26 protein-coding genes are annotated in these 25,797 nt (G+C 68.3%); 17 read left to right on the plus strand and 9 right to left on the minus strand.

Annotation, left to right across the window (positions count from 1 at the left end; translation table 11 throughout):
* Positions 1-169 precede the first annotated feature (169 nt).
* From I6B53_RS04870 to I6B53_RS04880, 3 genes are all read left to right on the plus strand, one after another.
* On the plus strand, positions 170-766 hold the full coding sequence (locus tag I6B53_RS04870; RefSeq protein WP_216765113.1) for a single-stranded DNA-binding protein: 597 nt from the start codon (positions 170-172) through the stop codon (positions 764-766).
* A 177-nt stretch (positions 767-943) separates the two neighbouring features.
* Positions 944-2,626 (plus strand): energy-dependent translational throttle protein EttA, encoded by a 1,683-nt coding sequence (gene ettA, locus I6B53_RS04875; protein WP_216765114.1) that lies wholly within the window; start codon positions 944-946, stop codon positions 2,624-2,626.
* A gap of 213 nt (positions 2,627-2,839) precedes the next feature.
* On the plus strand, positions 2,840-5,761 hold the full coding sequence (locus I6B53_RS04880) for a glycoside hydrolase family 3 N-terminal domain-containing protein (RefSeq protein ID WP_216765115.1): 2,922 nt from the start codon (positions 2,840-2,842) through the stop codon (positions 5,759-5,761).
* 24 nt (positions 5,762-5,785) lie between these two features.
* Here I6B53_RS04880 and I6B53_RS04885 read toward each other — a convergent pair whose 3' ends face one another.
* Positions 5,786-6,748: an acyl-CoA thioesterase II gene (locus I6B53_RS04885; RefSeq protein ID WP_216765116.1), complete on the minus strand. Its 963-nt coding sequence runs from the start codon at positions 6,746-6,748 to the stop codon at positions 5,786-5,788.
* Positions 6,749-6,896: 148 nt separating this feature from the next.
* Between I6B53_RS04885 and I6B53_RS04890 the strand changes: the two genes are divergently transcribed.
* Positions 6,897-7,235 (plus strand): PTS transporter subunit EIIB, encoded by a 339-nt coding sequence (locus tag I6B53_RS04890; protein WP_253953976.1) that lies wholly within the window; start codon positions 6,897-6,899, stop codon positions 7,233-7,235.
* Positions 7,236-7,290: 55 nt separating this feature from the next.
* Entirely contained in the window at positions 7,291-9,429 is a 2,139-nt protein-coding gene (gene malQ, locus I6B53_RS04895; protein ID WP_216765342.1) for a 4-alpha-glucanotransferase, read from the plus strand.
* Between the two features lie 84 nt (positions 9,430-9,513).
* Here malQ and I6B53_RS04900 read toward each other — a convergent pair whose 3' ends face one another.
* The 3 genes from I6B53_RS04900 to I6B53_RS04910 form a co-directional block, all read right to left on the minus strand.
* On the minus strand, positions 9,514-9,984 hold the full coding sequence (locus tag I6B53_RS04900) for a PTS glucose transporter subunit IIA (RefSeq protein ID WP_216765117.1): 471 nt from the start codon (positions 9,982-9,984) through the stop codon (positions 9,514-9,516).
* The gene (locus I6B53_RS04905; RefSeq protein ID WP_216765118.1) at positions 9,981-10,211 is read right to left on the minus strand and encodes a glucose PTS transporter subunit EIIB; all 231 of its coding nucleotides are present in this window, start codon (positions 10,209-10,211) and stop codon (positions 9,981-9,983) included. The genes I6B53_RS04900 and I6B53_RS04905 overlap by 4 nt, the downstream gene beginning before the upstream one ends.
* 146 nt (positions 10,212-10,357) lie before the next feature.
* On the minus strand, positions 10,358-11,215 hold the full coding sequence (locus I6B53_RS04910) for a Cof-type HAD-IIB family hydrolase (protein ID WP_216765119.1): 858 nt from the start codon (positions 11,213-11,215) through the stop codon (positions 10,358-10,360).
* A 103-nt stretch (positions 11,216-11,318) separates the two neighbouring features.
* Here I6B53_RS04910 and I6B53_RS04915 point away from each other — a divergent pair, with 103 nt between their 5' ends.
* The 5 genes from I6B53_RS04915 to I6B53_RS04935 all read left to right on the plus strand — a co-directional run bounded on the left by I6B53_RS04915 (position 11,319) and on the right by I6B53_RS04935 (position 15,162).
* Positions 11,319-12,026, plus strand: coding sequence for a hypothetical protein (locus I6B53_RS04915; RefSeq protein WP_253953977.1), 708 nt, complete (start codon positions 11,319-11,321; stop codon positions 12,024-12,026).
* Positions 12,027-12,104: 78 nt separating this feature from the next.
* Positions 12,105-13,154 (plus strand): glycosyltransferase, encoded by a 1,050-nt coding sequence (locus tag I6B53_RS04920; protein ID WP_216765344.1) that lies wholly within the window; start codon positions 12,105-12,107, stop codon positions 13,152-13,154.
* An 8-nt stretch (positions 13,155-13,162) separates the two neighbouring features.
* The gene (locus I6B53_RS04925) at positions 13,163-13,336 is read left to right on the plus strand and encodes a hypothetical protein (protein WP_216765120.1); all 174 of its coding nucleotides are present in this window, start codon (positions 13,163-13,165) and stop codon (positions 13,334-13,336) included.
* A gap of 75 nt (positions 13,337-13,411) precedes the next feature.
* Positions 13,412-14,980, plus strand: coding sequence for a sodium-dependent transporter (locus tag I6B53_RS04930; protein WP_216765121.1), 1,569 nt, complete (start codon positions 13,412-13,414; stop codon positions 14,978-14,980).
* On the plus strand, positions 14,977-15,162 hold the full coding sequence (locus I6B53_RS04935; RefSeq protein WP_216765122.1) for a methionine/alanine import family NSS transporter small subunit: 186 nt from the start codon (positions 14,977-14,979) through the stop codon (positions 15,160-15,162). The genes I6B53_RS04930 and I6B53_RS04935 overlap by 4 nt, the downstream gene beginning before the upstream one ends.
* 71 nt (positions 15,163-15,233) lie before the next feature.
* On the opposite strand, the gene I6B53_RS04940 is transcribed toward I6B53_RS04935, so the two are convergent.
* From I6B53_RS04940 to I6B53_RS04955, 4 genes are all read right to left on the minus strand, one after another.
* On the minus strand, positions 15,234-16,109 hold the full coding sequence (locus tag I6B53_RS04940; protein WP_216765123.1) for an RNA methyltransferase: 876 nt from the start codon (positions 16,107-16,109) through the stop codon (positions 15,234-15,236).
* Between the two features lie 46 nt (positions 16,110-16,155).
* Entirely contained in the window at positions 16,156-17,196 is a 1,041-nt protein-coding gene (locus I6B53_RS04945; protein WP_216765124.1) for a quinone-dependent dihydroorotate dehydrogenase, read from the minus strand.
* A gap of 9 nt (positions 17,197-17,205) precedes the next feature.
* On the minus strand, positions 17,206-17,742 hold the full coding sequence (locus I6B53_RS04950) for a hypothetical protein (protein ID WP_216765125.1): 537 nt from the start codon (positions 17,740-17,742) through the stop codon (positions 17,206-17,208).
* 177 nt (positions 17,743-17,919) lie between these two features.
* Entirely contained in the window at positions 17,920-18,546 is a 627-nt protein-coding gene (locus I6B53_RS04955; RefSeq protein ID WP_216765126.1) for a DUF3043 domain-containing protein, read from the minus strand.
* Positions 18,547-18,651: 105 nt separating this feature from the next.
* On the opposite strand from I6B53_RS04955, the gene I6B53_RS04960 reads away from it, so the two are divergent.
* From I6B53_RS04960 to trpD, 6 genes are all read left to right on the plus strand, one after another.
* Positions 18,652-20,040, plus strand: a complete 1,389-nt coding sequence (locus tag I6B53_RS04960) for a M20/M25/M40 family metallo-hydrolase (RefSeq protein ID WP_216765127.1) — start codon at positions 18,652-18,654, stop codon at positions 20,038-20,040.
* Positions 20,033-21,025 carry a glycerate kinase gene (locus I6B53_RS04965; protein WP_216765128.1) on the plus strand — a complete coding sequence of 331 codons (993 nt, stop codon included), beginning with the start codon at positions 20,033-20,035 and terminating at the stop codon, positions 21,023-21,025. The genes I6B53_RS04960 and I6B53_RS04965 overlap by 8 nt, the downstream gene beginning before the upstream one ends.
* 118 nt (positions 21,026-21,143) lie before the next feature.
* Positions 21,144-21,494, plus strand: coding sequence for an iron-sulfur cluster insertion protein ErpA (gene erpA, locus I6B53_RS04970; protein ID WP_216765129.1), 351 nt, complete (start codon positions 21,144-21,146; stop codon positions 21,492-21,494).
* A 13-nt stretch (positions 21,495-21,507) separates the two neighbouring features.
* On the plus strand, positions 21,508-22,518 hold the full coding sequence (locus tag I6B53_RS04975) for an FKBP-type peptidyl-prolyl cis-trans isomerase (RefSeq protein WP_216765130.1): 1,011 nt from the start codon (positions 21,508-21,510) through the stop codon (positions 22,516-22,518).
* Between the two features lie 124 nt (positions 22,519-22,642).
* Positions 22,643-23,032, plus strand: a complete 390-nt coding sequence (locus I6B53_RS04980) for a hypothetical protein (protein ID WP_216765131.1) — start codon at positions 22,643-22,645, stop codon at positions 23,030-23,032.
* Positions 23,023-24,081, plus strand: coding sequence for an anthranilate phosphoribosyltransferase (gene trpD, locus I6B53_RS04985; protein WP_216765345.1), 1,059 nt, complete (start codon positions 23,023-23,025; stop codon positions 24,079-24,081). The genes I6B53_RS04980 and trpD overlap by 10 nt, the downstream gene beginning before the upstream one ends.
* Positions 24,082-24,122: 41 nt before the next feature.
* On the opposite strand, the gene sepH is transcribed toward trpD, so the two are convergent.
* Positions 24,123-25,301: a septation protein SepH gene (gene sepH, locus I6B53_RS04990; RefSeq protein WP_216765132.1), complete on the minus strand. Its 1,179-nt coding sequence runs from the start codon at positions 25,299-25,301 to the stop codon at positions 24,123-24,125.
* Between the two features lie 186 nt (positions 25,302-25,487).
* Between sepH and I6B53_RS04995 the strand changes: the two genes are divergently transcribed.
* On the plus strand, positions 25,488-25,790 hold the full coding sequence (locus tag I6B53_RS04995) for a DUF4193 domain-containing protein (RefSeq protein WP_216765133.1): 303 nt from the start codon (positions 25,488-25,490) through the stop codon (positions 25,788-25,790).
* Positions 25,791-25,797 lie beyond the last annotated feature (7 nt).

Consider the following 25,797-nt stretch of genomic DNA (forward strand, 5'->3'; position numbering starts at 1 on the left):
ACCGCGGGGCCTGGTCCACAGGCCCTGCGGGTCCGGGCGCTCGTGCACAGGACCCGGGGCGCCCCGGAGCGTTGTCCACAGGGGTGGCCCCGGCGTCTTCCCCTGCCGCCTCCCTCCATCGGAGTCTGGGAGCAGTTCGCCGAAGGAGCGGATGAAGGGAGAAGGAACCATGAGCGACATGCCCAGCATCACCCTGCGTGGGCGGGTGGGCACCGACCTGGTGAGCGGCAGGACCCCGAAGGACCACGTCTGGGTGAGGTTCCGCTTGGCGGTGCCCCAGTGGAGGATCGACGACCGCGGCAACTTCGTCGAGACCGGAACCATGTGGTACTCGGTCAAGGCGTGGGACCGCCTGGCCCGCAACGCCCTGCGGTCGCTGACGAAGGGCCAGAAGGTCATTGTCGTCGGCAGGCCGGGGGCGCAGGCCTGGCAGGACAAGGAGGGCGAGGTGCGCACGGCCCTGGTGATCTCCGCCCAGGCGCTCGGACACGACCTGTCCGCAGGCACCAGCCACTTCTTCGCAGCCGGGCGTCCCGAACACGTCCATGAGGAGCCCCCCGCCGCGCACGCGCCGCTTCCCGGGCCGACGGTGGACCCGCACACGGGGGAGATCCTGCGCGAGGTCTCCTGCGACGAGGACGCAATGGGGGTCCAGACCGGGCCTGACGCGGAGCCGGCCGGCGCCGACCAGGAAGGCTCCGCCCTTCAAGGCACACCCGAGGAGGGAGAGGTCACTCCGGCCTTCGTCAACGCCTACGCCTCGTGAGGCGGGGCAGGGTGGCCCGTCACACGCCAGTGGGACCGAGCCCGGGCCTTCGGCGTGCCCTAGCATTGGAGCCGTGCCATCGGGCACTGCCGCAGCCCCGCACGGGGGCGCCACCCTGCTCCCAGGGAAAGGACGCCGGCGGGCCCGGGAAACCACCTGACGAGCGGACGGAGAACCGTGGCTGAGTACATCTACCAGATGATCAAGGCGCGCAAGGCGCACGGGGACAAGGTCATCCTCGACGACGTGAGCATGTCCTTCCTGCCCGGGGCGAAGATCGGCATGGTCGGCCCCAACGGCGCCGGCAAGTCCTCGATCCTCAAGATCATGGCGGGCCTGGACGAGCCGAGCAACGGCGAGGCGCGCCTGACCCCCGGCTACACGGTCGGCATCCTCATGCAGGAACCGGAGCTCGACGACACCAAGACCGTCGTGGAGAACGTCCGCATGGGCGCCGCCGACACCTTCGCCAAATTGGACCGCTTCAACGCCATCTCAGAGGAAATGGCCAACCCTGATGCGGACTTCGACGCCCTCATGGACGAGATGGGCAAACTCCAGACCGAGATCGACGCCCTCAACGCGTGGGACATCGACTCCCAGCTGGAACAGGCCATGGACGCCCTGCGCTGCCCCCCGCCCGACCAGCCCGTCAACGTCCTTTCCGGTGGTGAGCGTCGCCGCGTGGCCCTGTGCCGCCTGCTCATCGAAGCACCGGATCTGCTGCTGTTGGACGAGCCCACCAACCACCTTGACGCCGAATCCGTCCTGTGGTTGGAAAAGCACTTGGCCGGCTACCCGGGCGCCGTCATCGCCGTCACCCACGACCGCTACTTCCTGGACCACGTGGCCGGGTGGATCGCCGAAGTGGACCGCGGTCACCTCTACCCCTACGAAGGCAACTACTCGACCTACCTGGAGACCAAGGAGAAGCGTCTGCAGGTCCAGGGACACAAGGACGCCAAGCTGGCCAAGCGCCTCAAGGAGGAACTCGAGTGGGTCCGCTCGAACCCCAAGGGACGTCAGGCCAAGTCCAAGGCCCGCCTGGAGCGCTACGAGGAAATGGCGGCCGAGGCCGAGCGCACCCGCAAACTCGACTTCGAGGAGATCCAGATCCCGCCGGGGCCGCGACTGGGCAGTGTCGTCATCGAGGCCAAGGACCTGAAAAAGGGCTTCGGGGAGCGCACCCTCATCGACGGCCTGTCCTTCTCATTGCCGCGCAATGGCATCGTCGGGGTCATCGGCCCGAACGGTGTCGGCAAGACGACCCTGTTCAAGACGATCGTCGGCCTGGAGCCCCTGGACGGGGGAGAACTCACCGTGGGCGAGACCGTGAAGATCTCCTACGTGGACCAGACCCGCGCGGGCATCGACCCCGACAAGACCCTGTGGGAGGTCGTCTCCGACGGCCTGGACCACATCCAGGTGGGCAACGTCGAGATGCCCTCGCGCGCCTATGTCTCGGCCTTCGGCTTCAAGGGCGCCGACCAACAAAAGCCCGCCGGGGTCCTTTCCGGCGGTGAACGCAACCGCCTGAACCTTGCCCTCACCCTCAAGCAGGGCGGCAACCTGCTGCTGCTGGACGAGCCGACCAACGACCTCGACGTGGAGACCCTGGGCTCCCTGGAGAATGCGCTCCTGCAGTTCCCCGGGTGCGCGGTGGTCGTCACCCACGACCGTTGGTTCCTCGACCGTGTGGCCACACACATTCTCGCGTGGGAAGGCACCGAGGAGGACCCTGCCCACTGGTACTGGTACGAAGGCAACTTCGAGTCCTACGAGGCGAACAAGGTTCAGCGTCTGGGAGCGGAGGCCGCCGCCCCACACCGTGTCACCCACCGCAAACTCACACGCGGCTGACCCGATCCGACCACGCACACGCCACGCAGGCGCCCCACATCGGGGGCACCTGCGTGGCGTCGTCATGTGAGCCCGCGCTCGGCGCGTCGCGCGTGGACAGATCATCGACATGGATCGACAGAATGTGCCCGGACCCGCACATCGACTCCTGCGACGGTGTGGGATGGGGTTGCGCCGGGGCGTCCGCCCCATCGCAGGTTCGAGGAGGAACCCATGGTTGGCAAAGCCGAGACCACATGGCGCCGCGTGCGCCGCGCCCTGCGTCGACTGTTCGTGTACGGAGCCTGCTCCGTCCTCGTCCTTGCGGGACTGGCAGGCACTTTCGTCCTCGGACCCCGCTACGAGGGGATCCTCAGCATCTTCCTCGGTGCCGGCGGCACCGAACTGGTCAACCCCGGCGGCGCGGAAACCCAGCGTTTCACCAGCGCATACGCCAGTGCCGACGAACGACGATCGGCCCTTGAGGCCCTGAGCACCGACGTCTCACGCGAAGGAATCACCCTCATGCGCAATTCGGAGGGCGCTCTGCCGCTGAAGGCGGGTGCGAAGGTGACGGTGCTCGGACAGGACGGCGTCGACCCCGTCCACGGCGGAGGCGGCGCGGGTTCGGTCGACGCCTCGACCGCAGTGGGCCTCGTCGACGGCCTTGCCGCCAGCGGACTCCAGGTCAACCCGACCCTGACGGCCTTCTACAAGGAGGGCCCCGGCAAGGAGTTCCGCAAGACCACCACCGACGTCTACGGCCGCGGAGACTTCGCCGTCAACGAAGTCCCCCAGTCGGCCTACACGGAAGACGCGCTGTCCTCCTTCGACTCCTACGGGGATGCGGCACTGGTCGTCATCGGTCGCTCCGGAGGCGAGAGCTCCGACCTGCCCACAGCCCCCGATGCCAAGGGGCGCACCTACCTGCAACTGTCCACCGAGGAACTGGACCTGCTCACACTGGCACGCGAACGCTTCCCCAAGGTGATCGTCCTGCTCAACACCCAAAACGCCATGGACCTGTCGGAGCTGGACCAGATCCGCCCCGACGCCCTGGTGTGGATCGGTGCCCTGGGCCAGGGCGGCGCGAAGGCCGTCGGCGAGGTCCTCACCGGCGCAGCCAACCCCTCCGGCGCACTGGTCGACACCTACTCCACCGACTCCCTGTCGGCGCCCGCCACCGCCAACATCGGCGACTTCTCGATCAGCAACTCCCAAGTGCCCAACGGAGACAAGGTCATCGCCTATTCCGAAGGCATCTACGTGGGCTACCGCTACTACGAGACCCGCTACGAGGACGTCGTGCGTGGCCAGGGCAATGCGGGCCGGTGGACCTACGCCGACGAGGTCCAATTCCCCTTCGGCCACGGCCTGTCCTACACGGACTTCCAGTGGTCCACGGCTTCCACCACCCGCAGCGCCAAGGGGTGGATGACCACGGTGACGGTGACGAACACCGGGTCGGTGGCGGGCAAGGACGTCGTCCAGCTGTACCTGCACGCCCCCTACAGCGACCAGGACCGCAGCGCCGGCATCGAACGCGCAGCCGTGAACCTCGTGGGCTTCGCCAAGACCAGGCAGTTGGCCCCCGGTGAGAGTCAGACGGTGACCATCGAGACCCCTGAAGAGGCCCTGCGTGTGTGGGACCCGACGGTCGGCACGTGGATCGTCGAAGCAGGGCAGTACGCGCTGGCCCTCGGCCAGGACGCGCACCAGGCGCTGAACTCGGTCCTGGCGGCCACCGGAATCCCGGCGGAGCGTCTCGACGGGCCGGGTGTGGTCGACCTCGTCCACCGATTCACCGTGGCCACCACCGACCGGACCACATGGGCCACCGCCCCGGCCACCGGGCGGCCCGTCACGGCACGCTTCGAGGAAGCCGACCCCGCCCACTACGGACAGGACTGGACCAGGCTCTCCCGCAGCGACTGGCAGGGCACATGGCCCACGACCTTCGCCGACGGCTCCTGGGAGGCGCCCGCCCGGCTTCTCGAAGACCTGGCCATCGACACCGTCTCCTCCGGTGGCGACGGCGCCTCCTCCTCAGGGGCCTCCACCCCGCTCAAAGCCGTCGACCTGGTCGGGAAGGACTGGGACGACCCGGCCTGGGAGACCTTGGTCGGCCAACTCGGAGTCGACGAGTTGGATGCCCTGGTCCGCGTGGGCGGCTACCAGACGCGCCCCGTCGAATCTATCCAGCTTCCCGGAACCGTCGCCAAGGACGGGTCCGCAGGCATTTCGAACACGCTGGTCGGCGGCACTTCGGGCACCGCCTACCCACCGGAGGTCGTCCTGGCCTCCAGCTGGAACACGCAGCTCGCCACGGAATTTGGCGCCGGAGTCGGAGAGGACTCGCTGGCCCTGGGAGTCACCGGCTGGTACGCCCCCTCGACGAACATCCACCGCAGCCCCTACTCGGGCCGCAACTTCGAGTACTGGTCCGAGGACCCGCTCCTGTCCGGCGACATGACCGCCGTCGTCGTCTCCGGAGCACGCTCGAAGGGAGTGATCGCCTGGACGAAGCACTTCGCCCTGAACGACCAGGAGACCAACCGCATGGGCGTCGTGACCTTCGCGGACGAGCAGACCATCCGCGAGATCTACCTGTCGCCCTTCGAGACCGCCGTTCGCCGGGGCGGGGCCAACGCGGTGATGGTGTCGATGAACCGGATCGGCGCCCGGTGGGCGGGCGGACACCGGGGACTCATGACCGAGGTCCTTCGAGGGGAATGGGGTTTCCGGGGCGCTGCCATCACCGACCAGGCGTCATTTGCGAACTTCGCGTACGAGGACCTGCGTGAGGGCCTGGCGGCAGGCACCAGCCTGTGGCTCAACACGGACTCGCACCTGTGGAAACTCGACGACGAAGCGCTTTCGGAGGCGGTGGTGGCCGACATGCGACGTGCCGCCAAGGACGTGGTCTTCACAGTCGTCAACTCCAACGCCATGAATGGAGTGGGCCCTGAAACCACCGTGCGTCAGACGGTGGCCCCGTGGAAGGTCATGATGTGGGGCTTCACCGCCTTCGCGGTGGCACTGACCGCCCTGTGCACCTGGCTGGACGTGCGAGGGGCGCGCACACGCCGCCGCGCACGCCAGAAGGCCCTTGCCGAGGTCGAAGCCCCCCAAGGTCAGGACCGACCCGACAAGTGACGGGCAGGCTCACGGGGGGCGGGCTCAGGCCGTGCCGAGGGCCGGCCTGCCCGTCACCGGATCCACACCGAAACCCCAACGCTGCGAACCCTGGTGGTGTTCGTCAGGCACGCGCACCATGCCCTGCTGTTCCGCTTCGGCCACGAGCTCACCTGATCGGGTGAAGACCCGGGCACGGGTCAGGGTGCGCGCGCTGTTGACGTTGTGGCAGGTGCCTTCCACCAGGAGCCACTGGGACACGTCCACGTCCCGGTGGAACCACATCGCGTGGTCGAGGGAGGCCGCCGACAGTCCGGGAGTCATCCACGACAGGCCGAGCACCCGCATTGCCGGCTCCAACATCACCTGGTCGATGACGTAGGCGAGCAGTGCCCGGTGGACGTTCTGTGAGGCGCCCTTCGGCAATGGGACGCGAGGACGCATCCACAGGTGCTGGACGGGGCTGGGGGCCGGGTCGGCGCCCGTGTACAGGGAGGCGCCCACGTGTCGCAGGTCGAAGGCGGCGGTCTTGCCGAGGAAGCGGCCCACGGGGTGCTCCATCATGCGGAAGATCTCCAGTGCGCTGGTCAGCTCCTCCGGGGCGGGCGCCGTGGGAGCGTCGGTCTCGAAGACGAGCCCGTCCTCGGCGCCTTGGAAGGAGGCGGTCATGGTGAGGATCTCTCGCCCGTCCTGGACGGCACTGACCGCGCGGGAGGAGAAACTGCGACCGTCACGCAGACGCTCGACGCTGATCTCGAAGGTGGCCGCCGGGTCGCCTCCGCGCAGGAAGTAGGCGTGCAGCGAGTGCATCATCCGCTCCGGGTCCTCCAGGGTGGCGCAGGCAGCCAGCGCCGCCTGTGCGATGACCTGTCCGCCGTAGACGCGTCTGACCTGCGGAAGACAGTGCGCGTGGAAGAGGTCGTCCCCGGCCTCCTCCAATTGGAGGATCCTCAGCACCGAGGCCACGGGTTCGGCGGTGAGCAGGGGAATGTCAACTGGAGCGGTCATGTCACAAGTGTGGACCTGTGCTGCCGTCAGCGCACTCTTGCGTTCGCGCCTGGATTGCCGCCTTCAACCTCACGGATTAGTCTGTGACGGACGTCGCACCGCCGTCGGTGCGGCGCAGGGATTCGCCGGGGACGTGAGGAGGCAGGACGTGACCCTGGACACCACTTCGATGGCCATGGCCTTCGTCGACGCCCTCGGCGGACCGAAGAATCTCGAAGACGTCGAACCGTGTGTCCTGCGCATCCGCGTGGAAGTGGCCGACCCCGCCCTCGTCGACGAGAAGGGACTGCGCATTACCGGCGTCCTTGCCGTGGTCCGTTCCCGCAGCATCGTCCAGGTGGTCGCAGGCCCGCCCTCGGACGGGATCGCGGAAGAGATGATCGCCCTGCTGGAGCGCGCCGGCCAGGAAGGGGCCCAGGAGTCGGGACGTTGGACGAGGACGCAGGAGTGTCTCCCTTTGTCCTCGGCGGACACCGGCCCGTCCTAGACTGGTGGAGACCTCCCCAGATCCCGACCCCCGGAGGAGAACCCGCGTGGACCAGATGCCCACCGCCGAAGCTGACATCGACCTTCTCAGACACCTTGCGGATGTCAACGGTGTGGCGACTGGATTCTGGGACTGGTACGGCAACTGGAAAGCCGTCAGCGCCGATTCCCTGCTGCGCGTCCTGGCTTCCTTGGGGGTCGACGTCACACCCCAGTCCACGGTCGCCGACGTCCGGGCCGCCCTGGAGGAGACCGAGGACGCCCACTGGCGACGTACCCTGCCGCCGACGATCGTCGTGAGGCAAGGCTCTGGTGCCGAGTTCCCAGTCCACGTTCCTGACGGCCACTGGGTCAGTGTCACATGGGTGCTTGAGGACGGCGGTTCCGGCATGTGCGAACAGGTGGACCGTTGGGTGCCGCCGCGCCGGGTCGATGACGCCATGGTGGGGCGTGCGACTTTCCGAGTCCCCTCGCACCTGCCCATCGGGTGGCACCGCCTCGTCGCCACCGTCGAGGGCGGCCACGTGCACTCCGCGACGTTGATCGTCACCCCGAACTCCCTGCACGTGCCCGCACAGGACGGAAAACGCAGGTGGGGTGTCTCCGCGCAGTTGTACTCGACCCGCTCGGCGAGGTCGTGGGGCATGGGCGACGCCGAGGACCTGGCCGACCTTCTGGCCGTGTGCGGCGACAGGGGTGCGGACTTCCTGCTCATCAACCCCGTCCACGCCTCCGCACCCGTCGCCCCCATCGAGAACTCCCCATATCTTCCCGTCACCCGACGCTGGGTGAACCCCCTGTACGTGCGTCCAGAGGCGGTCGAGGAATTCGCCCAGGCGTCACCGCATGTGCGCGCCGCCGTGGAGGAACTGCGACTGGCCACTGCGCCGGTGGAGGAGAAGGACACGCTGGTCGACCGCGACCGCAGTTGGGAGGCCAAGCGCAAGGCGCTGGAGTTGGTCTTCGCCCTGCCGCGTTCCATCCACCGGGACTCCCAGTTCCGTCGCTTCGTGGCACGCGGAGGCACGGACTTGGCGAACTTCGCCCTGTGGTGTGCGCTGGTCGAGCGCGCTGAAGGCACGCACCTGCCTGAGGAGGTCTCCTGGTCCGGAGCCCCGGGCACCGACAGGGCGCGCCTCGAACTGGCCGATCGCATCGAATTCTGGCAGTGGTGCCAGTGGATCGCCTCCGAACAACTGGCCCATGCGCAGGCGGTGGCCGTCGAGATCGGCATGGACCTCGGAGTCATGGCGGACCTGGCGGTGGGCGTCCACCCCCGCGGCTCCGAGATCTGGTCCGACCCGCACATGTTCGCCCGCGGCATCTCCGTGGGAGCACCCCCGGACATGTACTCCCAGCAGGGGCAGGACTGGTCCCAGCCGCCGTGGTCGCCGCGCGCCCTGGCCGAGGCGGGGTACGCCCCTCTGCGTGACATGGCGCGGGCAGCCGTCGCGTCGGCAGGCGCGGTGCGCATCGACCACATCCTGGGCCTGTTCCGTCTGTGGTGGATTCCCGAAGGCCAGGGGGCCAGCGCCGGCACCTACGTGTACTACGACCACGAGGCAATGGTCGGCGTGGTCCTGCTGGAGGCCCAGAAGGCCGGAGCCCTGGTCATCGGTGAGGACCTGGGCACCGTGGAGCCGTGGGTGCGCGACTACTTGCGCGACCGGGGGATCCTGGGCACCTCCGTCCTGTGGTTCGAGAAGGAGGACTCCGGCTGGCCCATGCACGCCGACTGGTATCGCAGGGAATGCTTGGCGGCGGTGACCACCCACGACCTGCCGCCCACCGCCGGGTACGTCGAAGGCATCCAGACGACCCTGCGTGACCGACTCGGCCTTCTGGTGGAGGACGTGGAGGCCGTGCGGGCCGCCGATCTGGTCGAACGGGAGCAGATGGCCGTGCGTCTGCGCGAGTACGGTCTGACGACTTCGGCAGATCCCAGTGTCCAGGAGAGGGTCGAGGCCATGCACGGTTACATGGCGCGTACCCCCGCGCTGCTGGTGGTGGCCGGACTTGTCGACGCTGTCGGCGACAAGCGGCCCCAGAACCTGCCGGGCACTGACAAGGAGTACCCGAACTGGTGCATTCCCCTGTGTGATGCGGAGGGTGTGGAGGTCTTGATCGACGACCTGCCGACGAACGACCGCTTGGGTTCGCTCTTTTCCAAGTTGGACCACACGGTCCATTCCTGAGCATTCCGCCCTGCCCTCCGGGGCGGGCGAGGACGGGGCCGGGGCGGCCCCGTTGAGGTCGATGGTGTGGCCGTGCGTTGGCCTCTACTTCAGGCGCAACAGAGGCGAGCCGAGCAGGACCGGCGTGCCCGGCCACACGAGGGGCTCAGGCGTGTAGGGCGAACCCGTCAGGACGATGACGGGCACGGTGACACCGAGGCCGGCCTTTTTGGCCACCGAGAGATCCCAGGTGACGATCTTGTCGCCCACCTGGACCGTCTCGCCCTCGACCTTGTGGACCTCGAAACCCCGGCCCCGCAAGGTCACTGTGTCGATCCCCAGGTGGACGAGGACGTCCAGGCCCTCACCCGTGGTGATGACGAAGGCGTGCGGGTGCAGCTTGGAGATCTGTCCGCCCACGGGGGCGACCACCGCCACGGAGGAATCCCCCAAGGGCTCGACGGCCACACCGGGTCCGACGATCTCTTCGGCGAAGACCGGGTCGGGAACGTCGGCCAAGGGTACTGCGGTTCCCGCAACGGGGGAGCACAGGTCCTTCGGTCGGCGCAGTCTCACCGGAGCGCCTCGATGGCGGTGGTGATTTCTTCAGCCTCGGGGCCCATGACCAACTGGAGTGAGTTGCCCACGGCCACGACTCCGAAGGCGCCGGCGCCCTCCAGGGCCTTCTCGTCGACGGGCTCCACGTCCTTGACCTCGACGCGGATGCGGGTGATGCACGCCTCGATGACGTCGATGTTCGACCAGCCGCCCAGGGCGTCGAGGATGGTCTGTGCTTGGCTCATTGTCCACTCCTCACTTCGGCCCGCTCATGCGCGGGGAATCCTCCCGATCAGGATAGACCCCGCCTCGCGGCGCCGGGCCGCTACTGCGTGACTCCTCAGGCGTGTCGGAGCGCATTTTGCACGGCGCCGGCGCCCGTGGGCAGCCCTCAGTCCTGGTCGAGGACCGTGGCGGGGGCGAGTCCCAGGTCCACGAAGGCCCGGGCGAGGCCGTCCTCGGTCACACCCGTGGTCACCCGGTCGGCGGCCTCCATGACTTCCGGCGCGCAGCCCCCCATGGCCACTCCGACGCCCGCGACAGTCAGGGCCTCGATGTCGTTGTGCGAGTCGCCCAGTGCCACTGTGTGTGACATGGGGACGGCAAGGTGAGCGGCGACCAACTCGATGGCCGCTCCCTTGGACACTCCCCGAGGCATGATCTCGACGACGAATGTCGTCGCAGCGTGGACGGAGCCCGGAACCATACGGACCGAGGAGGGCAGCGCTGCGCGCACCTCGTCGATGCTGCTGTGTCCCACGGGCACGTAGACGGTGACCTTCGACGAGGTCTCGGGCAGCCCACTGCGCAGGTGGGGTCCCACGGAGGTCGCGTATTCCTCCCATGAGGAGGTGGCTCCCGCGGCGCTCATCTTTTCCAGGAACTGTTCCATGAAACCCCGGCTCGGGTGCATTGCGTCGGGCCCTTGCCAGATCCAGATGGCCCCCAAGGATGCAAGGTAGGAGTCGATGGTGCGAATGTCGTCGGCCTGGATCCTCGTGTCCAGCAGGGTTGCTCCGTCGACGAGGACATGGGCGCCGCCCCCGGCGACCAGACCGGAGAAGCCGTGCTCCCACATCCGCGGGTAGATCTCCGGGGCAGATCGCCCCGAGCACAGGAGCAGCCGGTGCCCGCCCTCGACAGCGGCCCGGCAGGCGCGAGCCGCGCTGGCCGGCACCTGCTGGTGGTGGTCGACCAAGGTGCCATCGATGTCGACGAAGACCAGACGGGAATCGGGTGTGATTCGCATGTGCGCATTGTCCCACGCGAGGATCGGCGTGGTCGGAGCCTTTCGATGCCCGGGCTGCCCCGCCGTGGCGGCTGTGACACGCTCGGCGAGCACACACCTGTGCGTGGCACACTGGAACACGGATCGTGCCGGTGGGCATGCGGGCGATGGCAGGAGTCGGATGGTCAGGGCGGGCAAGGAGTTGTGGCGCCGTTTCGAAGAACGTTTCGGATCGGTGGCCCAATTCGTCCTGTTCATGTTCTTCGCCAATGCGATCACCGTCGTCCAGCTCGTCCTCATGCCCATTCTCAAGTGGGTCTTCGGCAAGACGTCTCTGGTGGACATTCCCGTCCAGGCCCTGCCCATCGGCGGCAGTGGTGACCATGTGGTCTACATGTTCGACTACGCGGCCGGGCACGTGGACGCCGACGGCCTGGGCGGTGGCCTGGCCTACTTCCTGGCCGTCCAGATCACCCTGTTCATCGGTCAGGTGCTGGACTTCTTCGCCCAGCGCAACATCACCTTCCGGTCGAACACGTCGATCCGTGTGGCCGCATTCTGGTACGCGATCGCCTACATCCTCATCACCGTGGCTGCGGCGGCCCTGCAGGTGGCCTACAAGGCACCCGTCTACTCCCTCATGCAGAACTGGTTCGGCCAGGTCCGGGGACAGAGTGTCGCCGACGTGGTGACGATGCTCATCAACTCGACCATCGCCTTTTGGGTCTTCTACCTCGTGTTCAAAGTGATCTTCAAACGCGTCCCGGAAGGGGACGAGGACGCAGCCTCCCGGGACGAGACCCCGCGGCCCGCCCCCGCTTCGCGCTCGTGAGGGGTCGCGCCCGCCACATCTCGGTGCGCGTCGACGTTGATACCGGACCGGTCAGTGGGGCACGATTGGTCGGTGACCATGAACGAACACGGTGCCCGCGTCGATGCTCCAGCACCTTTGCTGTCGGTGATCGTCCCCTCCTACAATTCCGAGGCCTACCTCGACCGGGCCATGCAGTCCTTGGTCGGATACGGCCAGGAGGTCGAGGTGATCATCGTCAATGACGGCTCGACCGACTCCACGCCCCGATTGGCCGACGACTGGGCGGCCAAGCACCCGGAATCCGTGCGCGTGGTCCACCAGGTCAACGCCGGCCACGGAGGCGCCCTCAATGCCGGAATCCGTGTCGCCACCGGCAGCCACCTCAAGGTCGTCGACTCCGACGACTGGCTGGACCGTGCCAGCGTTCACGCCGTCCTCGACGTGCTCCGCGCATCGCGTGAAGCCGCTGAACCCTTGGACCTGCTGGTCACCAACTACGTGTACGAGAAGCAGGGACGCGCCCACAAGACGGTGGTCCGCTTCCGCAACGTCCTTCCCGAGGGGAAGGTCATCGGTTGGGAGAACGTGCGCCGCTGCCGGTACGACCAGTACCTCATGATGCACTCGCTGATCCTGCGCACCGACCTGGTCAGGGCCTCCGGGTTGGTCCTGCCGGAGAAGACCTTCTACGTCGACTACCTGTACTCGCACGTCCCGCTGCCGCTGGTGCGCACCATCCGCTACCTGGACGTGGACCTGTACCGCTACTTCATCGGACGCGACGACCAGTCGGTGAACGAGAAGGTGATGATCTCGCGCATCGACCAACTGCTGCGGGTCAATCGCCTCATGGTCGAGGCCATGCCTCCTCGCGGCAGTGTGCCGGCGAACCTGTACCGCTACATGGCCCACTACCTGCGCATCAACTGCGTGGTGTGCACGGTCATGCTGCTGAGGTCGGGCACCCCCGAGCACCTGGAGGCCAAGGAACAACTGTGGCACGACCTCGCAGCGGTCGATCCCGAGGCCTCGGAGGCGGTCACCCGGTCGCTGCTCGGGCGCCTCATCGCCATTCCCGGCCGTCCGGGTCGCAGGATCGCGATGATCGGCTACAAGGTGGCCCAAGCGGTCATGGGCTTCAACTGAGGTGCGCCTTGGTCGAAAGTCGGGCCACCGGCCCGACCGACGGACCTGAGCGTCCGGGAGGAACCTGCGGGTCCGGCCGTGAACACGTGGGACCGATCGTCCAAGGAGTGCGCGCGATCGGCCTCGTCTTCGTCCTCGTGGTGGCCCGGATCCTCGTCGCGCTGGGCATCCACACGCTCTGACCACAAGGTGAGCACTTCATCGCGAAATGTGCAAGGACGCTAACGTGTGCACAGTCCCCAAGGAGGCACAGTCACATGAGTGAATCCGCAGCGCCGACCAGCGGCGCGAAGACACGCGACACGTGGACCGGTCAGACCGGTTTCCTGCTCGCTGCCATCGGCTCGGCCATCGGACTGGGCAACATCTGGCGTTTCCCGGGCGTGGCCTACACCAACGGCGGCGGCGCGTTCCTGATCCCCTATCTCGTGGCCCTGGTCGCCATCGGCATCCCCGTCCTGTGGCTCGACTACGCCATCGGTCACAAGTTCCGTGGTTCACCGCCGTGGGCGTTGCGTCGCATCGGCGCCGTCGGCGAGTTCTTCGGCTGGGTCCAGGTCTTCGTGTGCTTCGTCATCTTCGCCTACTACGCCGCAGTGATCGCCTGGGCCGCCCAGTACGTGGTGTTCTCGGTCACCGAGGCCTGGGGAAACGACCCCATGACCTTCTTCGTCGGCGACTTCCTCAAGGTTGCCGACACCGACGCCGTCCATTTCGACTTCGTGCCGGCGGTGGCCATCCCACTGGCCCTGGTGTGGCTGGTGGTCCTGCTCATCATGGGGCTGGGTGTCTCCCGGGGCGTGGAGGTGGCCAACAGGATCTTCCTGCCGCTGCTCGTCGTCCTCTTCCTCGCCCTGGTCGTGCGCGCCCTCTTCCTTCCCGGCGCCGTCGAAGGCCTCAACGCCTTCTTCACCCCGGACTGGTCGGCGCTGACGAACTACCACGTGTGGCTGGCAGCGATCTCCCAGATCTTCTTCTCGCTGTCCGTGGCCTTCGGCATCATGCTCACCTACGCCTCCTATCTCAAGCCCCGTTCGAACCTCACGGGCACCGGTCTGGTGGCGGGCTTCGCGAATTCCTCCTTCGAGATCCTCGCAGGCCTGGGAGTATTCTCCGCCCTGGGTTTCATGGCCCATGAACAGGGGGTCACATTCAGCCAGCTCGAAGGGCTCACCGGACCGATCCTGTCCTTCGTCACCTTCCCGAAGATCATCTCGATGATGCCGGGAGGACCTCTCTTCGGTGTCCTCTTCTTCACCTCCCTGGTCCTGGCCGGCATCACCTCCCTGCTCTCACTGCTCCAGGTGGTTTCGGGTGGCCTGCAGGACAAGTTCGGCATGAGCCCCGTCGCCGCCTCCTTCACCATGGGCATCCCGGCCACCGTCATCTCGATCGTCCTGTACGGCACGACTTCCGGACTGAACACGTTGGACATCGTCGACGCATTCATCAACAACGTGGGCATCGTCGGCTCGGCCATCGCCACCACCGTCTACGCGGCGATCCTCGGCCCGAAGATGAAGGGACTGCGGGCCCATTTGAACTCCGTGTCCTCGGTCAAGGTGCCCAGGGCATGGGACCACCTTGTCGGGATCGTCGTGCCGATCGTCCTGGGTGTCATGCTCTTCATGGCCCTTGTCGACTATGTGACCAAGGGGTACGGGGAGAATCCTGCATGGTACGTCGGGGTCTTCGGCTGGGGCTCCATCGTCTTCGTCGGCCTGGCGTCCCTGGTCCTGACCTTCGTGCCGTGGCGGCACCGTCCCATCACCCTGCACATCAGCGACCTGACCGCCGTTTCCGACACTGAGGAGGCCACCCGATGAGCGCCGTCGCAGTCTTCATGATGGCCATCACCATCCTCCTCGTGTGGGGTGGACTGGTCGCCTCGATCGTCGCCCTCAGGGTGCTGCCAGTGCCCGAGGCGAGCCCGGAAATCGACGCCGAGGGGCTGGAGCACCTCGCTCAGGAGCATCCTCGTCACGGGTCGGTCCCCGACAACATCTGAGGTTGGCCCCCTTCGGGGGGCGCACCTCGGAGTGACGGCGGTCGGCGCGTGCGGGTCGGCCCAGTGGGGCCTCAGCGTGCGCCCACGCCGCGGGTGGCCCAGAAGGCCACGGCAGAGGCGGCGGCGACATTGAGGGAGTCCACACCGCCGGACATCGGGATGCGCACGACGACATCGCAGGCAGCCAGGGTGTGTCGGGACAGTCCATCCCCTTCGGTCCCCATGACCAGGGCGATGCGCGCATCCGGGTCGGTGCACGCCGTCGAGGCGGCGAAGTCGTCAAGACTCACCGAGTCCTCCGACAGGGCCAGGGCGGCCACCGTGAACCCGCAGTTCTGGAGGTCCTCGACCCCCGGGTGGGGCCAGTGGCCGGTGCGTGTCCACGGCACCTGGAACACCGTGCCCATCGACACGCGGACGCTGCGCCGGTAGAGGGGGTCGGCGCACCTGGGGCTGGCCAGGACCGCGTCCACGCCGAGCGCTGCCGCGCCCCGGAAGATCGCTCCGACATTCGTGTGGTCGACCAGGTCCTCCAGGACGACGACGCGTCGGGCTCCTGCTCCCTCACGACAGCGTGCGAGCACATGGTCGACGCTGTCCAATTCGGGGCGGTGCATGGCGGCAAGCGCGCCACGGTGCAGGTGGAAGCCCGTGATCTCGCGCAGCAGGGGCTCTGGGGCCACGTAGACGGGGACTTCGCCGCCGTCGTCGGCGCCGGTGGCGGCGTGGAGCAGGGGAGCCATGGTGTCCACCCAGCGGGGCGCCATCAGCAGGGAACGAGGCCGGTGCCCGGCCTCGAGTGCCCGCATGATGACATTCGTCGACTCTGCCATGTAGAGGCCGCGTTCGGGTTCCAGGCGAGAGCGCAGACGGACGTCCGTCATGGAGGTGTAGTCCTCCAGACGAGGGTCCTTCGACAGGGACGACTCGTCAAGGGGCACGAGCACGGGCGGGTCTCCTTGGGCGATTACGGGTTCGTCTGGTTGCGCGTGTTCAGTAGGCTGCCAGGGCCCGGTTGATGCGGCCCGGCCATGAGGGGCCCTCGTAGACGAAGGCGGTGAAGGCTTCGACAAGGTCAGCTCCGGCCTCGAGCATGTCGAGGGCGTCCTCCTGGTCGCTGATGCCGCCGACGCCGATGAGAACCTGGTCGTCGTCCATGTGCCGGGCCACCAGTCGGACCACCTCCAGGGCACGCTCCTTGAGGGGGCGTCCCGACAGGCCTCCCTCACCCATGTCGTGAGCGGTCGTCGTGTTGGTGGCGACAATGCCTTCGAGTCCGAGCTCGCGGGCCAGTTCGGCCACGGCGACGACGTCCTCGTCAGCCAGGTCGGGCGAGATCTTCACCAAGAGGGGGATCCTGCGCGTGCAGGACTCTTCGCAGCCCAGCCGCGCGGCCTCCAGGATGGGGCGCAGGTGGTCGACGGACTGGAGGTCCCGAAGCCCCGGAGTGTTCGGGGAGGAGACGTTGACGACGACGAAGTCCACCCACTTGGCCAACATGCGTGCGCACATCCGGTAGTCCTCGGCCGCCAGGTGCTCGGGCGTCATCTTGTTCTTGCCGATGTTCGCGCCGACGATGGCCGCGCGCCCCTCGGGCGTGGAACGCAGAGCCTTGAGGCGCTCGGCGGCCGCTTGGGCGCCCCCGTTGTTGAAACCCATGCGGTTGCGCAGGGCGCCCGCCTCAGGAAGACGCCACAGTCTGGGCTCGTCGTTGCCGGGCTGGGGCAGGGCGGTGATGGTGCCCACCTCGACGAAGGCGAAACCCATTGCCGTCAGGCCCAGCACTGCCTGCGCGTCCTTGTCCATGCCGGCGGCCAGTCCCAGGCGTCCCGGCACGATCCGTGGGCCGATGCGGACCTGACGACCGTGGGGTTCGGGGGTGCGCGCATGCCCCAGGACGGAGCGCATGAGGCGACGAGTGGGCAGTGCGGAGCCGGCGAGCGCGATGGCGGACAGGCCGTGGTGGTGTGCGGCCTCGGGGTCGGTGTGTCGGATGAGGGTGCGGAACAGGAGCCGGTACACGAAGCCGATCATGCGTCCAGCCTAGTCCCACCACATCCACCACCCGGGTCGGCCACTCGAGGGGAGGCGCCGCAGGTGCAGGAGCTCGTCGGGGCCGGCGACCGTGTCGGCCAGTCCCAGGCGGATGCGCAGTTCCTCCCACACCCGCTGGGTTCCCGGATGGTCGGCGGCCGTCGCGGAGTCCGCCGACTCCGTGTCGGCCACTTCGATGGCGTCGACCGTGAGGCGCTCGTCCCAGCGCGGAGGACTCACCAGGTATCCGGAAAGGCGCACGGTGGGGTCCGCACATGCCGATCGAAGACACTGGAACAGGGTCGGTCCACTGTTCTGCCGGTCCTCCAGGGCCGATGCGGGCAGCAACTCGGCAAGACGCCGGGCGTCGTGCCCGCCCAGGTCGGCGAACCTCGCGAAGGGGGCCTCCACGTCGTGCGGGTCCAACAAGGGCAGGATGATCCGACGGATCCGTGGGGCGCGCGTCCACCCCATGGGTGCGTGGAGGCCCTCGAACAGGCCTTCGTCATCGGCGGTCGTGGCAGTGGCATTGCTCTCGCCCTTCATGGCGTCCTCCTTCGTCGCGGGATCCTCACCCCAGCGTGCGAGGAGGACACGGGCCGACACCAGAGCATGGGGGAGGACCTGTGGACGGGGGTGCCCGGAAGGACGGGGACTGTGGACGGCTCCGAGCGGGGAAGAGCCTGTGGACGGGGCCGCGGGCCGGCAGGTGGCCCCGGCGGGTCAGCGCTTCTTGTGGCGGACCTCCGGGAACTCGCCACGCTTGACCTGAGGGCGGGGGGAACGCCACATGCGCGCCATGATCATGCGCGAGTAGGTGTAGAACCACGTCCCGCGCGGGATCGCGTCCGCACCGAAGGCGTCGGCCAGTTTCTTCTTCAGATGCCACCACACGAGGGCGGCCTCGGCGATGGAAATGCCGAAGAACCCGTACATGACGATGGTGACGCCCATGACGATCGTGGCCGCCATGCCGGCCTCGATCTTGAACAGGGAGACGATCATCATGGCGGCCAGGAAGAGCACCATGACCGGCAGGATGAACTCCGAGGCCGACCAGCGCGCATCGACCCAGTCGCGGACGAAACGGCGGACCGGTCCCTTGTCGCGAGCCGGCAACCATCGCTCGTCGCCTGTGACCAGGGCCTCCTGCTCGCGACGGTAGGCCTCGTCCCGCTTGGCGCGGGCCGCTTTGCGGGCGGCCTTGCGGTCGGAGGGCACCAGTGGGCGTTGACGCGCGGCCTCGGCCTGCTTGCGGGTCGGGGTGGGACGCCCCTTGCGGCCGGACGGGTCGGGACGGGTCGGCTCGGCGGGCTGTTCGGACTCGGACTTCTTGCGGCTGAAGAACACCCCTGCATCGTAGTCGACTCCCACCCCGACCGATGAGGCGCCCCCGGCGCCCGGGAAGGCTCGTGCGAGCCGGGCGATGACCCGTGGGGCGGCTAGGCTTGGACCATGACTGCGAAGAAGCCTGCCCCCTCCACCGCCGACCTGCGCACCCGACTCGACGCCGAGTTCCCGGCCCTCCTCGACGAACTCGGAGCCCTCGTCGCCATCCCCTCCATCTCCTCCCTGCCCCAGCACCAGGACGACCTTGCCCGCAGCGCCGAGCACGTGCGTTCCCGCTTCGAAGCCGCCGGACTGGAGGCGCGGGTCCTGTCGGAAACCACGCCCGAAGGCGTCGTCGGCAAGCCCGCGATCCTGGCCCACGGCCCCCGCATCGAGGGAGCGCCCACGGTCCTCCTCTACGCCCACCACGACGTCCAGCCGGTGGGGGACACCTCCACGTGGAGTTCGGACCCCTTCACCGCCGAGATTCGAGGCGAACGCATCTACGGGCGCGGCACCTCCGATGACGGGGCGGGCATCATCGTCCACCTGGGCGCCCTGCGCCTTCTCGGCGACGACCTGCCTGTCAATGTCGTCGTCTTCATCGAGGGCGAAGAGGAGATCGGCTCCCCCTCATTCCAGACCTTCCTGGAGCGCCACGCGGAAGAACTGTCCGCCGACGTCATCGTCGTCGCCGACTCCGACAACTGGAAGGTCGGCGAACCGGCCGTCACCGCGACCCTGCGCGGCAACTGCACCTTCACCGTGGACCTGCGTGTGGCCGACCACGCAGTCCACTCCGGCATGTTCGGCGGCCCGCTCCTGGACGCCGTCACCTGCGGCGCCCTGTTGGTCGCCTCCATGTACGACGAGGACGGGAACCTGTCTGTCGATGGCCTTGGAGGCACCGACGAGGCCGACGTCGTCTGGCCCGAGGACGAGTACCGCCAGGCAGCCGGTGTCCTGGACGGGGTCAGGCTGGCAGGCACCGGCGACCTGGCCGCCCGCGTGTGGACCAAACCCGCCCTGACCGTCATCGGTTGGGACTCGACCAGCGTGGCCGATGCCTCCAACACCTTGGCGGCCTCCACCCGGATCCGCTTCTCCCTGCGCACGGTGCCCGGGCAGGATCCGGCGGTTTCGATGGCCGCCGTCGAAGCCGCCATGCGGGAGCGCGCCCCGTGGGGATGCCGGCTGGAGTTCTCCCAGGTGGACCTGGGTCCCGCATACCAGGCCGACATGGATGCGCCGGCCACCCACCTCCTGCACGAGGTCCTCACCGAAGCCTGGGGAGTGCCCTCGGTCAACATCGGAGTGGGTGGTTCCATCCCCTTCATCTCGCAGTTCCAGCAGACCTTCCCCGGCGCCTCCGTCGTGGTCACCGGCGTGGAGGACCCGTTGACGAATGCGCATTCCGAGGACGAGTCCCAGTCCGTGCCGGACCTGCGTTGCGCGATCCTTGCCGAGGCCCTGTACCTGGCCCGCCTGGCAGAGGCCGCAGCGGGTCGTGACTGACCCGCACGTCCTGCTCGCGGGCTCGTGGAGAGCCACCGGCGCAGACACGGCGGAGGCTCTGGCCGCAGTGGCACACGGCATCCGGGAACGCAGGCCCGACACGCAGGTGAGCTCCGTCGTCCTCGGACGTGGGAAGGACTTCGCCGCCGCCCTCGACTCCTTGGGCGAGGGCGGGCCGCGTCCCGTCCTCGTGGCCGACGGGCCGACGCAGGAGGTCGGACGCGCCTTGGCTGCGGCTGCCGAGCAGGGGACCCGCGTGGTCCTCGAAGGCGGTCATCCCTCCCATCCCGACGCCGGACTCGGAATGCTCGGCGCCCTGACCGGCGCAGAACTGCCGCACGACCACAGGATCGCCCACGCACTGCCCGAGGCCCTGGTGGAGGCGCGCCGCCGCGTGGCCGGTCTCGACCTGCTCATGGCCGCCTCGACCAACCGTCCGCTGCTCGGCATGGCCTCGGTCCTGGCCGTGGACCCGGACCTGTCCGCCCGGCAGGACCAGGACCGGGCCTTCACCAGCGCCCTCCTGGCCGGATTCGCTGCGGCGGCCCCCGCGCGGCACCTCCTTGCCCTGGCCGGCCAGGACCAGGACACCCACCGGGTGCCCGCGCGGGCGGCCGGCAGCGGAGCAGGCGGGGGAGTGGGCGCCGTTGTCCTGGCCCTCGGGGGCCGACTCGCGCCGACCGGGGAGGTCCTGCGTGACCTTCTTGACCTGGACGCGAAGGTGAGCGGCGCAGACCTCGTCGTCGTCCTCGAACCTCGACTCGACTCGCCGCTGCTGGCCGAGGCCACCCTGGACACGGTCAGCGCCGTGGCCGCCGCCCACGCGCTGCCCTGCGTCGCGGTGGCGACCTCCTCCTCGCTGTCACGACACGAATGCGCCCAGTGGGGACTCCACGGCGTCCTGCTGACCCATGACGAGGGCGACGACCTCCGGGGGCTGCGCGAGGCGGGTGTGCGGCTGGCACACACGTGGCTGCCCGAGTGAGGCAATCCTCACCATTGGGCGCGCGCGTGGGACCCGCAATGGCACTGCCGACGCCGCGGTCGTAGGCTTGGACGAGCGCCCCGGGCCGTCCCGCGGGCACCGAATCCTAAGGAGCAACATGTCCGACAGCATCGGGACCGCGACCCACGAAGTCCTCCTCACCGACGGGGCAGCCGCCAAGGTCAAGAGCCTTCTCGAGCAGGAAGGACGCGACGACCTTCGCTTGCGCGTCGCCGTCCAGCCGGGCGGATGCTCCGGTCTCATCTACCAGCTCTACTTCGACGACCGTCTGCTCGATGGTGACGCCCTTCGTGACTTCGACGGGGTCGAGGTCGTCGTCGACCGCATGTCGGTGCCCTACCTCAACGGAGCCACCATCGACTTCGCCGACTCCATCGAGCGTCAGGGCTTCACCATCGACAATCCGAATGCCGCGAACACCTGCGCCTGCGGCGACTCCTTCCACTGAGCCGGAGGTACATGTGAACAGTCGCATCCGCTCCCTCGCCGCGGTGGCCTGCGCCGCCCTCGTCGCCGGCCTCGGCCTTGCCGCGTGCACCTCGAACCTCAACACGGGACAGTCCGGCAGCGCATCGGGTGCCGGAGCCGTCCCCGCGGACCGCCAGTGCGCCCCGCAGTCCGGAGGCCAGGCTCCCGAGGTCGACCGCTCCGGCAGCGTCAGCATTCCGAAGGTCACCGGCGCATACGGTGAAAAACCCACCATCGCCCCGGGAGCCGGTGAGACGCCCAAGGGCATCATCGCCACCACCCTGACCAAGGGCGAGGGCGCCCCCATCTGCCCCGACGACATCCTCACCGTCAACTACGCGGGCGTGCTGTGGGACGGCACCCCCTTCGACTCCTCCTTCGATCGCGCGGCCACCGCGACCTTCAGCCTCAACCAAGTCATCCCGGGCTGGAAGTGGGGACTGGCGGGCCAGCGCATCGGCGACCGGGTCGAATTGGTCATCCCGGCGGAGTTCGGTTACGGCGACCAGTCACAGGGCCAGATCCCCGCAGGGTCGACCTTGGTCTTCGTCGTCGACATCATCTCCGCCTTCGACCCCTCGGACACCTCCGCCCTCGGCTCGGCCAAGCCCACCGGCGAGACGATTCCGGGCATCGAGGTCGCCGGTGACTTGGGCAAGGAACCGAAGATCACCTTCACCGGCGATGTCGCGCCGGAGGAGAAGCTCGTGGTCCTGGCCACCGGCACCGGAGCGAAGATCAAGGCGGGAGACACCGTCTACATGCATGGTGTGGCCGCAAGCCCCTCGCAGGCCGAGGGCGCAACCACTTGGCCCGACCAGTCGATCTCGGCCCCCGCCGAACAGTACGGTCTGGTGGACCAGACGGTCGGTTCGCGAGTGTTGCTGGTCAAGGTCGTCCAGGCCCCGCAGATGGTCGGACAGTCCGGACCGCAGTCGGCGGTGGCGCCCCTCATCCAGGTGATCGTCTTCGACATCATCGGCGCGCAGTCGGCGGCCGGCTGAGACCGCTCGACAAGGGCACATGCACGTGGGCGGGCCCCCAAAGGGGGCCCGCCCACGTGCGTCTAGAATGTCACCACCACCTGCGGGCGTGCGCCCCCGGGAACCCAGTCCTCAAGGAGCACCTGTGAGCGAAGAATCCGTTGACGTCCTCGTCTTCAGCGACGACGCAGACACCCGCAAGGCCGTCATCGACGGGGTCGGGATCAAGGCCTCCAAGAATTCTCCCCGTATCACCTGGCACGAAGCCGCCACGACCTTCGGCGTCACCGAAGCGGTGGGCGCCCATGACTTCGCCCTGATCGTCATGGACGCCGAAGCGAAGAAGCACGGTGGCATGGGGATCGCCAAGGAGTTGGAGAACACGGTGGACCGCGTGCCGCCGATCATCTACCTCACCGCCCGTCAGCAGGACGAGTGGCTGGCCACTTGGGCCGGAGCCGCGGCCACCATCGCCCGCCCACTGGACCCGATGCGCCTGCAGGAGGCCGTGGCGGCCGTCCTGTCCTGCCGATGATGGAGTGGCCGCAGCTCATCTCCACCCTTCTGGCCGGCCAGAGCCTCACCCGTGAGGACGCCTACGCCTTCATGGATGCCGTCATGGAGGGGGAGGTCCCCGAACCTCGACTGGCCGCCGCCCTGACGGCGCTGACCATCAAAGGTGTGACAGTGGCCGAGGTGCACGGCTTGGCCGACGCCATGCGAGACCACGCCCTGCCCACCGACCTACCCTCCGACTCCCTCGACATCGTGGGCACCGGTGGGGACGGGCACTTCACCGTCAACGTCTCGACCATGTCAGCGCTGGTGCTTGCGGCGACGGGGGTCCCGGTGGTCAAGCACGGGAACCGGGCGTCGACCTCCGCCTCCGGGTCGGCCGACCTTCTTGAAGCCTTGGGCATCGACCTTGACCTGGCGCCGCAGAACCTCTCCCGTCTCTTCGACGAGGTCGGCATCGCCTTCCTCTTCGCCAACAAGTTCCACCCGTCCATGCGCTTTGCCGCCCCGGTGCGCCGCGCCCTGGCGTTCCCCACGGTCTTCAACCTGCTGGGGCCACTGACCAACCCGGCGCGCCCCAGGGCAGGCGCCTTCGGGGCCGCAAATGAAGCCAACGCGAGGATCATCGCGGGGGTGTGCGCCCAGCGCGGCGTCGACGCGGTGGTGGTGCGAGGTCGCGACCTTGGCCTGGACGAGTTCTCCACGGTCGACGTCAACCAGGTCTGGCACGTCCACGGCGGAGTGGTCGACATCCACGAGATCGACGCCACCGAAACCTTCGGCATGGCCCGCGCCACCGTCGAGGACCTGCGTGGCGGAACCCCCACGGACAATGCCGCCATCGCCGGCGAGGTCTTCGCGGGGCGCGGGCCCCGGGCCGTGCGCGACGCGGTGTGCCTCAATGTCGCGGCCGGACTCGTGGCCCATGGAAGCCCCGAGGTCCCCGCCGTGTCCGAAGCGCCGCTGGTCGACGGTCTTCGCCGGGGAGTCGAAGTCGCGCGCACGGTCCTGGACTCCGGCAAGGCCGCGCGGCTCGTCGAACGTTGGGTGGCCGCCGCCGCGAAGTGACGGGGCAGTCCGGCCCGTGTCACCTGTGTCGGGGCAAGGCCTCAGGGCCTGGAGCCGAAGACGATCTCGTCCCAGGACGGCACTGAGCGCCTGCGGGAACGCTTCTTCGAAGGCTCCTCCTTCGGCTTGGTCTCCTCCACGGTCGCCGCAAGTGCCTGCGGGTCCAGGCCCGGCAGGGCGTCGTCGACAAGGTCCTCGGGCCGTCCGGCCCCAGTGGAGTCCTCCGGTGCGGGTGCGGCAAGGGCAAGGGGGGCGCCTCGTTTGGCGGTGGCCTCCGCGGTGTCCACCTCCGTGGGCTCTTCGGCATCCTCGGGCCGCCCGTCCTCGCGGTCGCCCTCCTTCGAGCGCACCCCCGCCAGGGAGTAGATCTGCGCCGACAGTGAGAGCTCCGACTCGTCCTCGTCCTCGTCCTGGCCGAGTTCCTCCGAGACGGACTCCGGGGGATCCGGGTAGGGCGCCGGGTACGGGGCGGGGAGGATCTCCAGGTCTGCGCCCTCGTCCTCGTCGTCCTGGTCGATGTCGATTTCCTGACGCTTGCCACGGGCGGCGTTGAGTTGGTCGAGAAGCGCCTCACGGGCACGCACGTCCGCGGCGTCGGCCCTCTCGCAGGCCGGAGGCTGGGCGGGCAGCGGTGTGAAGATCGCCGCCGAGGGAGTCTGGGAGATCGTCTCCGTCAGCCACTTCGCCTCCTGGTCGATGGCTTCGACGTGCCCGGCGGAGGTGAGGGTCCAGTGGGCACCGTGTTCGGCTGCACCTTGGATGAAGGTCAGGCAGATCTGCCAGGGGGCGGCCTCCTCGCGGCGTGCACTCCATGACAGGGACGTGGGATCCACCCCGCGGGCGGCCAAACGGTCGACGACCAGGTCACCCATCCGCGGCGAGTCGGAGTCCGCACCGATGGTGCTCGCCAGGGCGCGCGCCAAGGCGAACTCCTTCTCGGCCTCCACGGGGCTGGCCCACTTCTGGACTTGGGAGACTTCCAGCCCGTGGTCGCAGGCGATCTCCGTGGGGCTGGCGCCGGCACGCAAAAGGGCCTGGATGTCCCTGGGGCGAAGCGGTGCCCGTCCGGGGGCCGGAACGGATTCGAGGACAGGGCGGTCCCGGCGCACACTGCCGCGGAGCTCATCGGTGATCTGGACGCTGTAGCGTTCACCATTGGCGTCGGTGAAGACCAGTGTCTCGCCGTCAGCGCCGACCCCGAGAAGGTCGAGCTCGATCATGTGCACCTCCTGGCGTTGTCTGTCAAGAATCGTCGCAGATCCTCGCCAGCGCCACCGGAGCAGCACCCGCGTGTCCCGAAGTGCGCGATGGGGTGTGGCACGGGCGGGTGTCAAGTGTTATCCTCCCTGCGCCGAGGTTCCTCCTCCCATGTCGAGGGTGGGTGACCCGGCGGAAGGGAAGGGACCATGGCAACCGATTACGATGCTCCCCGCAAGAACGAGGACGACGTCGCCGAGGACTCCATCGAGGAACTCAAGGCCCGTCGCAACGACGCCGGTTCCGCGAACGTCGACGAGGACGAGAACGAGGTCGCCGAGAACTTCGAGCTTCCCGGCGCGGACTTGTCCAAGGAGGAACTCACCGTCCATGTCGTTCCCCGCCAGGACGACGAGTTCACCTGTTCCTCGTGCTTCCTCGTCCACCACGCCTCGCAACTCGACCACGTGGACGGGGCGGGTCTGCCCGTGTGCACCGAGTGCGCGATCTGAGGGGCGG

It is taken from the genome of Schaalia sp. 19OD2882, assembly GCF_018986735.1.
In the GTDB taxonomy this organism is placed as follows: domain Bacteria; phylum Actinomycetota; class Actinomycetes; order Actinomycetales; family Actinomycetaceae; genus Pauljensenia.

Bases quoted from the DNA above. Each gene is read 5' to 3' on its own strand.
- sepH (WP_216765132.1), bottom strand. From the start codon at position 25,301: ATGATCGAGCTCGACCTTCTCGGGGTCGGCGCTGACGGCGAGACACTG.
- I6B53_RS04995 (WP_216765133.1), top strand. From the start codon at position 25,488: ATGGCAACCGATTACGATGCTCCCCGCAAGAACGAGGACGACGTCGCC.
- malQ (WP_216765342.1), top strand. From the start codon at position 7,291: ATGCCCACCGCCGAAGCTGACATCGACCTTCTCAGACACCTTGCGGAT.
- I6B53_RS04870 (WP_216765113.1), top strand. From the start codon at position 170: ATGAGCGACATGCCCAGCATCACCCTGCGTGGGCGGGTGGGCACCGAC.
- I6B53_RS04880 (WP_216765115.1), top strand. From the start codon at position 2,840: ATGGTTGGCAAAGCCGAGACCACATGGCGCCGCGTGCGCCGCGCCCTG.
- I6B53_RS04920 (WP_216765344.1), top strand. From the start codon at position 12,105: ATGAACGAACACGGTGCCCGCGTCGATGCTCCAGCACCTTTGCTGTCG.
- erpA (WP_216765129.1), top strand. From the start codon at position 21,144: ATGTCCGACAGCATCGGGACCGCGACCCACGAAGTCCTCCTCACCGAC.
- I6B53_RS04930 (WP_216765121.1), top strand. From the start codon at position 13,412: ATGAGTGAATCCGCAGCGCCGACCAGCGGCGCGAAGACACGCGACACG.
- I6B53_RS04960 (WP_216765127.1), top strand. From the start codon at position 18,652: ATGACTGCGAAGAAGCCTGCCCCCTCCACCGCCGACCTGCGCACCCGA.
- I6B53_RS04885 (WP_216765116.1), bottom strand. From the start codon at position 6,748: ATGACCGCTCCAGTTGACATTCCCCTGCTCACCGCCGAACCCGTGGCC.
- I6B53_RS04935 (WP_216765122.1), top strand. From the start codon at position 14,977: ATGAGCGCCGTCGCAGTCTTCATGATGGCCATCACCATCCTCCTCGTG.
- I6B53_RS04905 (WP_216765118.1), bottom strand. From the start codon at position 10,211: ATGAGCCAAGCACAGACCATCCTCGACGCCCTGGGCGGCTGGTCGAAC.
- I6B53_RS04910 (WP_216765119.1), bottom strand. From the start codon at position 11,215: ATGCGAATCACACCCGATTCCCGTCTGGTCTTCGTCGACATCGATGGC.
- I6B53_RS04945 (WP_216765124.1), bottom strand. From the start codon at position 17,196: ATGATCGGCTTCGTGTACCGGCTCCTGTTCCGCACCCTCATCCGACAC.
- I6B53_RS04950 (WP_216765125.1), bottom strand. From the start codon at position 17,742: ATGAAGGGCGAGAGCAATGCCACTGCCACGACCGCCGATGACGAAGGC.